This window comes from Streptomyces sp. NPDC091972, assembly GCF_044756385.1.
In the GTDB taxonomy this organism is placed as follows: Bacteria; Actinomycetota; Actinomycetes; order Streptomycetales; family Streptomycetaceae; genus Streptomyces.
This window is the reverse complement of record NZ_JBIVSV010000008.1, coordinates 345,762-356,049: the sequence shown is the minus strand read 5'-3', so window position 1 is coordinate 356,049 and position 10,288 is coordinate 345,762. Positions and strand designations below refer to the sequence as shown.

The window sequence follows — 10,288 nt, the reverse complement described above, 5'->3', positions numbered from 1 at the left end:
CCGTCCGGACGATGGTGGAACCACTCCGGGTGCTTGTGCACCCACGGGTGGTCCGGCGAGCACTGCAACGCGAAGTCCAGCGCGATCTCCAGACCGTGACGTGCGGCTTCCTGCACGAACCAGTCGAAGTCCTCGATCGTGCCCAGATCCGGGTGGACCGCGTCGTGCCCGCCCTCCGGCGAGCCGATCGCCCACGGCACCCCCACGTCCTCGGGCCCGGCGGAGAGCGTGTTGTTGCGGCCCTTGCGGAACGTCGTCCCGATCGGATGGATCGGCGGCAGGTACACCACGTCGAAGCCCATCGCCGCGATCGCCGGCAGCCGGCGCGCCGCCGTGCGGAACGTGCCGTGCGGCCGCTCCGGCGTGCCCTCCGACCGCGGGAAGAACTCGTACCACGACCCGAACAACGCCCGCTCCCGCTCCACCAGCAGCGGCAACGACTCCGACGCCGTGATCAACTCACGCAGCGGATAGCGCTCCAGCACCGCGTCCACCTCGGGAGTCAGCGCGGCGGCGAGGCGGGCGGCGGCCGGCCGGCTCTCGTCGCGGAGGGCGCGGACGGCCGCCAGGATCACGCCGTTGCGTCCGTCGTCGGGGACACCGGCCGCGGCCCGTTCGTAGAGGCGGGCGCCCTCCTCCAGGACCAGCTCGGTGTCCATGCCGGCCGGGATCTTGATCTGGGCGTGGTGCCGCCAGGTGCTGACGGGGTCGCCCCAGGCCTCGACGGTGAAGCTCCACAGGCCGGGTGCGCCCGCGGTGACGGTGGCACCCCAGCGGTCGGTGCCCGGGGCCAGTTCCCGCATCGGGGTCCAGGGTCCGGCGCGGCCTTCCGGATCCTTCAGTACGACATTGGCGGCCACCGCGTCATGCCCCTCACGGAACACGGTGGCCGAGATCTCGAACGTCTCGCCGGTGACCGCCTTAGCGGGCCGGCGTCCGCGCTGGACGACCGGGCGGACGTCGAGGACGGGTATGCGCCCGACGGCCGCAGCCGGTCCAGCCTGCGCGGAGGGTCGCTCCTGAGGCGGTGGCCCGGGGTCGGCGGGGCGTGTGGTGGATGCGTCGGTGCTGGTCGTCAGGGGTGCTGACGAGTGGTGCGTGGCGGGCATGACCGCTCCTGTCCGCGTCAACTTCGGGTGGGCGGATGGCTGTGGGGAGGGGCTCCTGCGTGGCGTACCGGTGAAGCTGTGCGTGCTGTGTACCGCAGGAGCCTTCCCACCCTATTCGGGTGGGCAATCCGGCACTTTGCTAACTACTCACGCGTATGTCTTTACACAAAACCGGTCCCGTTCTGGCCGAACGGGACCGGTTTGCGGACGCTTCCCCTAGGAGCCGGGCACCTGGAGCAGCTTGTCCGGCGAACCGGGTCCCCGACCGGACACCTTCCCGGTGGCCCCCAGTTTCACCAGGACTTTGCCGACCTGTGCCGGAGTGGCCCTCGGGTGGTCGGCCAGGTACAGTGCGGCCGCCCCCGCCGCGTGCGGGGCCGCCATCGACGTGCCCGAATAGGTCGCCCTGGCGGTGTCGCCGGTGATGCCCGCCGAGGTGATCGAGACTCCTGGGGCGAACAGGTCGAGGGCCGAGCCGTAGTTGGAGAAGCCCGCCCGCCGGTCGGCGGTGTCGGTCGCCCCGACCGTGATCGCCTGGGGTACACCGGCGGGCGAGTAGAGGCCGGCCGGCAGTCGGTCGTTGCCCGCGGCGACCGTGTAGGTCACCCCGGACGCGATGGAGGCGCGTACGGCGGCGTCCAGCGGGGCGCTGTGGGCGCCGCCCAGGCTGAGGTTGGCGACCGCCGGTTTCCGCGCGTGCTTCGTCACCCACTCGACACCGGCGATGACCTGCGCGGTCGTACCCGATCCGGCGTTGTCGAGGACGCGTATGGCCACCACCTCGGCCTTCTTGGCGACGCCGTACCCGGTGCCCGCGACGGTGGCCGCCACGTGGGTGCCGTGACCGTTGCCGTCGCCGGCCGACCGGTCGCCGCCGACGAAGTCCCAGCCGTAATGCGCCCGGCCCCCGAAGTCCCGGTGCGAGATCCGGATGCCGGTGTCGATCACGTACACCGTCGTCCCGGCGCCCGCGGACCGCGGCCAGGTGTAGGACCTGTCCAGCGGCCGCTGCGGCTGGTCGACACGGTCGAGGCCCCAGGACGGCGGGTTCCTGCGGGTGCCCTCCAGGGTCACCCGGGTGTCCTGGACGACCGAGGCGACCCGGGCGTCCGCGGCGAGCCTCCGGGCCTGTCTCTCGTCGGCCCGGATCGCGTAACCGTTGAGTACCGTGCCGTAGGTGTGGCTGATTCTCGCCCCGTACTTCTCGGCGAGGACCTTTCCGGCCGCCGACCGGGCCTCCGTTCCCCCCTGGAGCGTCACCAGGTAACTCCCGCTGACGGAACCGGCCCCTCCGGCGCCGGGTATCCGCCCCTCCGGTACGGCGTGCGCGGGCAGGGAGATGGCCGAAAGCGCGGCGGCACAGCTCACCGCGGTCAGGCTCCCCACCCGGCGCAGACGCCGGTCTCGCGTCCGTGCCATGACGTGACGTCCCCTCCTCAACAGGGCGTACGGCAGCCGTGGTCCGCCGGATGGACCCGGCGTCGGCGGGTACGCCCTGGGAAAGCCTTTCGTGCGGGGTGAAGTACCACAAGGACGCCTGAGGGGGTGTAATCGGCCATATCGGCTATGGGGGACGTGGTGCGCTTGCGACTGTTTCCGGACTGTTCGATGCGGAACGGCTTGGCCGCGACACGGCTTTCTGCCGACAAGTGCGCCGTGGTGACGAGCCCTCCGCACGGTTACCTTCGAGGCTGAAGACGGGACGCACACCGCCGTGCGTCCCACTCCGCTTGCTCGCCGAGGTGGAATGTGAAGGCGATCCGTCGATTCACCGTCCGACCCCTACTCCCCGATGCCCTGCGGCCCCTGAGCGACCTGGCGCGCAATCTGCGCTGGTCCTGGCACGCGGAGACCCGCGATCTGTTCCAGTCCGTCGATCCCGAGTGCTGGGCCGCGTCGGGCGGTGATCCCGTACGGCTGCTCGGCAGCGTGCGCCCCGCCCGGCTGGCCGAGCTCGCCGAGGACCACCGCTTCCTGCGCCGGCTCACCGCCGTCGCCGACGACCTCCACGACTACGTCACCGGTCAGCGCTGGTACCAGACCCACACCGGTGAACTCCCCGCCGCCGTCGCCTACTTCTCGCCCGAGTTCGGCATCACGGCCGCGCTGCCGCAGTACTCCGGCGGTCTGGGAATCCTGGCGGGCGACCATCTGAAGGCGGCCAGTGACCTGGGCGTACCGCTGATCGGCGTGGGTCTGCTGTACCGCCACGGCTACTTCCGCCAGTCCCTGTCCCGGGACGGCTGGCAGCAGGAGCACTACCCGGTCCTGGACCCCAACGAGCTGCCGGTGGCGCTGCTGCGGGAGGCCGACGGCACCCCGGCCCAGGTGTCGCTTGCCCTGCCCGGCGGCCGGCAGTTGCACGCCCGGATCTGGCTCGCCCAGGTCGGCCGCGTGCCCCTGCTGATGCTGGACTCCGACGTCGAGGAGAACGACCTCGGCGAACGCGGGGTGACCGACCGGTTGTACGGCGGCGGGAGCGAACACCGGCTGTTGCAGGAGATGCTCCTCGGCATAGGGGGCGTGCGCGCGGTACGGACGTACTGCCGGCTCACCGGCCACGCCGAACCCGAGGTCTTCCACACCAACGAGGGGCACGCCGGGTTCCTCGGCCTGGAGCGCATCGCCGAACTCTGCGACCAGGGCCTGGACTTCGACGCCGGTCTGGAGGCGGTCCGGGCGGGAACCGTGTTCACCACGCACACCCCCGTCCCGGCCGGCATCGACCGCTTCGACCGGGAACTGGTCGCCCGGCACTTCGGCCCCGACGCCGAACTCCCGCGCATGGACGTGGGCCGCATCCTCGCCCTCGGCATGGAGACCTACCCGGGCGGCGAGCCCAACCTCTTCAACATGGCCGTGATGGGCCTGCGGCTGGCCCAACGCGCCAACGGCGTCTCCCTGTTGCACGGACAGGTCAGCCGGGAGATGTTCTCCGGACTGTGGCCGGGATTCGACCCCGAGGAGGTGCCGATCACCTCCGTGACCAACGGGGTGCACGCGCCGACCTGGGTGGCGCCCGAGGTGTTCCGGCTCGGGGCCCGGCAGATCGGCGCCCAGCGCACCGAGGACGCGCTGACCGTCGGCGGCTCGGACCGCTGGGACGCGGTGGGGGACATCCCCGACCAGGACATCTGGGAGCTGCGCCGCTCGCTGCGGGAGCAGCTGGTGACGGAGGTGCGGGACCGGCTGCGCGCTTCCTGGCGCCAACGGGGTGCCGGTACGGCCGAGTTGGGCTGGATCGACGGCGTGCTGGACCCCGACGTCCTCACCATCGGATTCGCCCGACGCGTCCCGTCGTACAAGCGGCTCACCCTCATGCTGCGGGACCGCGACCGGCTGATGGACCTGCTGCTGCATCCCGAGCGCCCGATCCAGATCGTGGTCGCGGGCAAGGCGCACCCGGCGGACGACGGCGGCAAGCGGCTGGTCCAGGAACTGGTCCGGTTCGCCGACGACCCGCGGGTCCGCCACCGGATCGTCTTCCTGCCCGACTACGGCATGGCGATGGCGCAGAAGCTGTACCCGGGCTGCGACATCTGGCTCAACAACCCGCTCCGGCCGCTGGAGGCGTGCGGGACGAGCGGGATGAAGGCGGCGCTCAACGGCTGCCTGAACCTGTCCGTGCTGGACGGCTGGTGGGACGAGTGGTTCCAGCCCGACTTCGGCTGGGCGATCCCGACCGCCGACGGCGTGGGGACCGACCCCGACCGCCGTGACGACATAGAGGCCGACGCCCTCTACGACCTCCTCGAACAGCGGGTGACCCCGCGCTTCTACGAGCGCGGTCAGGGCGGCCTGCCCGACCGCTGGATCGAGATGGTCCGCCAGACGCTCACCCTGCTGGGCCCGAAGGTCCTGGCCGGCCGCATGGTCCGCGAGTACGTGGAACGCCTCTACGCCCCCGCGGCGCACGCCCACCGCGCGATGGGCCCGGACGCGGCGCGCGAACTGGCGGAGTGGAAGGCCCGGGTGCGGGCGCAGTGGCAGGGAGTCACGGTCGACCACGTGGAGACCACGGCCGCGACGACCACGGCCGAACTCGGCACCACACTGGGCCTGCGGGTCCGTGTCGGCCTGGGCGACCTCGGCCCCGACGACGTCGAGGTCCAGGCGGTCTCCGGCCGCGTGGACGAGGAGGACCGCATCGCCGACGCGGCGACGGTCCCGCTGAAGCCGGTGGGCGGCCCGGACCCGGAGGGCCGCTACGTGTACGAAGGCCCCCTGTCCCTGGACCGCACGGGCCCCTTCGGCTACACGGTCCGCATCCTGCCCGCACACCGCCTGCTGGCGTCGGGGGCGGAGCTGGGAGTGGTGGCGGTGCCCTCGGAGGACGTGGTGGAGGGGGCGGGAGTGCTGATGCGGTGAGCGGTGAAGGGCGCGGGTTGGGCCGCTGCGCTCAGCCCGCGTCCTCTCCGCCGCACAGCCTGCGCAGGACGGACCCGCACCGCCGTGCGTAGGCGTGCTGGAGTCCCCTGGTTGCCGCACCTCCCGCCCGGGAGTACCACTTCGCGGCCCTGCTGAAGGCCGATACCGTCAGCCACACCGTGCCGTCGCCGGTGCGGTCGACGACGAAGGACTCCTCGCCGCATTCGGGGTGGCCGGACAGGGTGCCGTAGGCCCAGCCCGCGCGGCGGTGTTCCTCGACCGTCCAGACGACCCGGCAGGGGGCCTTGATGACGCCGGCGAGAGTGACGGTTACGTCCACGTCGGGGGCCGCGCGGTCCGCGGTGACTTCTATGCCGACGCCCAGGGCGCGGTGCATCTCCCAGGTCAGGACCGCCTCGGAGGCCTTCCGGAAGACGTCGTGGCCCTCGCCTATGCGCGTGCGGACGTGCAGGGGGTGGAAGCCGGGCGGGCAGAAGCCGCTCCGCCGGGTGGCGCCGACATCGTCGTACGTGAAGGACATGGGACCCAAGAGTAGGGCGGTACCCGGGGATGCCTTCGTCCCGGGTACCGCCCGTTCAGTCACTCGTGACTAGCTCACGTTGACCGCGGACCAGGCCGCCGCCACCGCCTTGTACTCGGCGCTGGTGGAGCCGTACAGGGCCGACGCCGCCGACAGCGTGCCCGTGCGGGCCGCCTTGTAGTTGGTCGTCGACGTGAAGTACGTCGTCAGCGCCTTGTACCAGATCTGCAGCGCCTTGGCGCGGCCGATGCCGGTGACCGTGGAGCCGTTGGACGTGGGCGAGTTGTAGGACACACCGTTGATCGTCTTGGCGCCGCTGCCCTCCGCGAGGAGGTAGAAGAAGTGGTTCGCGACGCCGGACGAGTAGTGCACGTCCTTGCTGCCGACGGAGGAGGACCAGTAGTCGGCCGAGCCGCCGTCCTTGCTGGGCTTGTCCATGTAGCGCAGCGGGGTGCCGTCGCCGTTGATGTCGATCTCCTCGCCGATGAGGTAGTCACCGACGTCGTTGGAGTTGGCGGCGTAGAACTCCACGCCCGTGCCGAAGATGTCCGAGGTCGCCTCGTTGAGGCCGCCGGACTCGCCGGAGTAGTTCAGGCCCGCCGTGTTCGAGGTGACGCCGTGGCTCATCTCGTGGCCGGCCACGTCCAGCGAGGTCAGCGGGTTGACGTTGCCCTCGCCGTCGCCGTACGTCATGCAGAAGCAGCTGTCGTCCCAGAACGCGTTGACGTACTGGTTGCCGTAGTGCACCCGGGAGTAGGCCGCGACACCGTTGTTCTTGATGCCGCTGCGGCCGAAGGTGGACTTGTAGAAGTCCCAGGTCTCCGCCGCGCCGTAGGCGGCGTCGACGGCCGCCGTCTGGTCGGTGGTGGAGCTGGAGGCCGCGCCGGTGCCCCAGACGTTGTCGGCATCCGTGAACAGGGTGCCCGCGGAGGAGCTGGTGCCGTGGGCCTTGTTGTACGTCTTGTGGCCGCCGCGGGTGCCGTCGGTCAGCTGGTACGTCGAGCCCGACAGGGTCGTCTCCAGGCTGACGGTGCCCGAGTACAGGCTCTTGCCGGTGCCGGTCGCGTTCTCGATGTCCTGGTACTCGTAGAGCTTCTTGCCGGTGGCCGCGTCGGTGATGACGTGGAGCCGGCTCGGCGTGCCGTCGTCCTGGAAGCCGCCGACGACCGTCTCGTAGGCGAGGACAGGGGTGCCGGAGGCGGCCCAGACGACCTTGCGGGCGCCGTCGGCGGCGGTCTTGTCGGAACCCGCGGCCCTGGCGGCGCTCAGCGCCTGGGTCTCCGCCTTGGCGACGGTGACCTTCGGGGTGAGGGAGGCGACCTTGATGGTCTTGGTCGTCGCCTTGGAGACGCCCTCGGTCGTACCGGACTTCGACTCGTGGACGACCAGGTCGCCGCCGAGGACCGGCAGACCCTCGTAGGTGCGCTCGTAACGGGTGTGGACCGTGCCGTCGGCGTCTCTGACGACGTCCTTGACGACCAGCTTCTCCTTGGCGCCGAGGCCTATCTCCCGGGCCGTGGTCCCGGCGTCGGCCTGCTGCTCCTTGATCAGGGAGGTGCGCGCGGCCGCGGAGAGCTGGACCGGGGCGCCCGCGAGAGTCGCCTTGCCGGTGCCTTCGGCCGGGGTCACGGCGGCGGCACTTCCGGTGGTCAGACCGGTGGTGAGCAGGGCCCCGGCCGCGACGGCGGTGGCGATGGCCAGGGTGGTGCGCTTGTGACGCGCGTAGAGGGGGGTCACACAAGCTCCTTCGTGGGGGAGCCCGGAGGGCGTGGGGTGCCTTCCGGGGTGGCAGTGAAGTTGTGCGGCGGTTGTGAGGAAGCGTGGCATCAAGGCGCGTACATGTCATGACCCCGATGTGATGTTGGCCGAAAGTCGACCAACAGGTGAACATTGCAGGCATGTAAAGCGACTTGAGCTGGGCAAAGCCCCAACAACCCGTCAGTCATGGGATGGCAAAAAGAGGGCGCCGCCCCGGGGAGTCGAACCACCGGGACGGCGCCCTGTCCGGGCCGGAGCGACCTACGGGAAGGTCAGCTTCCAACCGTTGATGTAACCGGTGTCCTGGGCCGCGTTGTCCTGGACCCGCAACTGCCAGGTCCCGTTGGCGACCTCGGAGGAGGCGTTCACCGTGTACGTGGTGTTGAGGTTGTCGGTGCTGCCGCCGGTCCCGTACGCCTTCAGCGTGTACGCCGTGCCGTCGGGCGCGATCAGCTGCACCCGGAGGTCACCGATGTAGGTGTGCACGATGTCGACCGAGACCGCGAGGTTCGAGGGCGCGTTGCCCGTACGCCCCGACACGGTGATCGGCGAGTTGACCGCCGCCCCGTTGTCCGGAATCGATACGTCGGCGGTGGACTCGAACGAGGTGCCGCCACCGCCCCCGCCGGGACGGGAGCCGACCGCCACGCCCGCCCAGGCGTTCGCCACGGCCGTGTACTCGGCGCTCGTCGTGCCGTACAGCTCACCGGCCGCCGCGAGGGTGCCGGTGCGGGCCGCCGCGTAGTTCGTCGTCGACGTGAACTTCGTGGTCAGCGCGCGGAACCAGATCTTCTCCGCCTTGTCCCGCCCGATGCCGGTGACCGGAAGGCCGTCCGACGTGGGGGAGTTGTAGGTGACACCGTTGATGGTCTTGGTGCCGCTGCCCTCCGACAGGAGGTAGAAGAAGTGGTTAGCCGGGCCGGACGAGTAGTGGACGTCCACCGAGCCGATCCCCGAGTACCAGCTGTCCTTGGACGCGCCGTCCTTGCTCGGTTTGTCCATGTAGCGCAGCGGGGTGCCGTCGCCGTTGATGTCGATCTCCTCGCCGATGAGGTAGTCACCGACGTCGGAGGAGTTGTTGGCGTAGAACTCGACGGCCGTGCCGAAGATGTCGGAGGTCGCCTCGTTGAGGCCGCCGGACTCGCCCGAGTAGTTGAGCCCCGCGGTGTTCGACGTGACGCCGTGGGTCATCTCGTGACCGGCCACGTCGATCGACGTCAGCGGGTGGGTGTTGCCCGAACCGTCGCCGTACGTCATGCAGAAGCAGCTGTCCGACCAGAACGCGTTGACGTAGTTGTTGCCGTAGTGGACCCGGGAGTACGCCCCGACCCCGTCACCGCGGATGCCGGAACGCCCCTGCACGTTCTTGTAGTAGTCCCAGGTGAGCGCGGCACCGTAGTGCGCGTCCGCGGCGGCCGTCTCCGCGTTGGAGGCGCTGCCGTTGCCCCACACGTCGTCGGAACCCGAGAAGAGGGTGCCGGTGCCGGAGGTGCCGCGGTTGAGGTTGTACGTCTTGTGGCCGCCGCGCGCCCCGTCGGTCAGGTTGTACGTCGACCCGGACTGGGTGGTGCCGAGGGTGACCGTTCCGCTGTACATGGTGTTGCCGGTGCCGGTCTCGACGGCCTGGTACTCGTAGAGCTTCGCCCCGGTCGCCGCGTCCGTGATCACGTGCAGCTCGTTCGGCGTGCCGTCCTCCTGGAGACCGCCGACGACCGTCTCGTACGCCAGGGTCGGGGTGCCGTTGCCGGCCCAGATCACCTTGCGCGGGGCGCGGTTGGTGTCGGCCTTGTCGGCGCCGGCGGCCTGCGCGGCCCGCAGTGCCTGCGCGGTGGCCTTGGCGGCGGTCACCTTCGGGGTCACGGAGGCGACCTTGATGGTCTTGTTCGTCGCCTTGACGACCCCCTCGGTCGCCCCCGACCTCGTGGTCTCCACGACGAGGTCGCCGCCGAGGACGGGCAGGCCGTCGTAGGTGCGCTCGTAGCGGGTGTGCAGCGTGCCGTCGCCGTCCTTGACGACGTCACGGACGACCAGCTTCTCCTTGGCGCCGAGGCCGAGGTCCTTGGCGGTGTCCGCCTTGGCGGCGTCGGCCTCGCGGATCAGCTCGGCGCGCTGGGCGGGGGTGAGCCTGAGGGACTCGGCGCCCGGGATCACCTTGCTCGCGGCCGACGGTGCCTTCTCCGGGGCTGCGGTGGCGGCGCCCGACTGGACGGCCGTGGCGATCAGGGCCGAGACACCGACAAGGGCCGCGGCGGCGGCCTTGCGGGGCAGGGCGTGGGGGGTGCGTCTGTGGGAGGAACGGTCTCTCAACACTGACTCCTTCTGCGCGGCCGCGGATCACGCGGCCAGGGGAGACCGGACGGTGGGTCGACCGTCCGGGCGGTACGCGGAACGAGGTGCAGGTGGCCGCGGATCGGAACACAGCGGGAGATCTGTGAGGTTGCTGTGCGGCGGCCGTGGGAAGAGTGGCACCGGAAAGCCCGTACTGTCAGGAGCGCGTCAGAAACTTGGCCGG

The 10,288-nt window shown here is 70.7% G+C and carries 6 protein-coding genes; 1 reads left to right on the top strand and 5 read right to left on the bottom strand.

The annotated features are described in order from the left end of the window. Both ACIQJT_RS25410 and ACIQJT_RS25405 read right to left on the bottom strand, forming a co-directional pair. The coding region (locus ACIQJT_RS25410; RefSeq protein WP_402647022.1) for a maltotransferase domain-containing protein at positions 1-1,109 on the bottom strand (1,109 nt) is incomplete at its 3' end. A 216-nt stretch (positions 1,110-1,325) separates the two neighbouring features. Beyond that, positions 1,326-2,528, bottom strand: a complete 1,203-nt coding sequence (locus tag ACIQJT_RS25405; protein WP_402647019.1) for a S8 family peptidase — start codon at positions 2,526-2,528, stop codon at positions 1,326-1,328. Between the two features lie 330 nt (positions 2,529-2,858). Between ACIQJT_RS25405 and ACIQJT_RS25400 the strand changes: the two genes are divergently transcribed. Beyond that, the gene (locus tag ACIQJT_RS25400) at positions 2,859-5,477 is read left to right on the top strand and encodes a glycosyltransferase family 1 protein (protein WP_402647016.1); all 2,619 of its coding nucleotides are present in this window, start codon (positions 2,859-2,861) and stop codon (positions 5,475-5,477) included. Between the two features lie 31 nt (positions 5,478-5,508). Here the strand turns inward: ACIQJT_RS25400 and ACIQJT_RS25395 are convergent, their stop codons facing one another. From ACIQJT_RS25395 to ACIQJT_RS25385, 3 genes are all read right to left on the bottom strand, one after another. Then, a complete protein-coding gene (locus ACIQJT_RS25395) occupies positions 5,509-6,018 on the bottom strand; it encodes a DUF1990 domain-containing protein (RefSeq protein ID WP_365460205.1) in 510 nt (169 codons plus the stop codon). Between the two features lie 69 nt (positions 6,019-6,087). Further along, positions 6,088-7,755: a M4 family metallopeptidase gene (locus ACIQJT_RS25390; protein WP_402647014.1), complete on the bottom strand. Its 1,668-nt coding sequence runs from the start codon at positions 7,753-7,755 to the stop codon at positions 6,088-6,090. A gap of 282 nt (positions 7,756-8,037) precedes the next feature. After that, a complete protein-coding gene (locus ACIQJT_RS25385; protein ID WP_402647012.1) occupies positions 8,038-10,083 on the bottom strand; it encodes a M4 family metallopeptidase in 2,046 nt (681 codons plus the stop codon). Positions 10,084-10,288 lie beyond the last annotated feature (205 nt).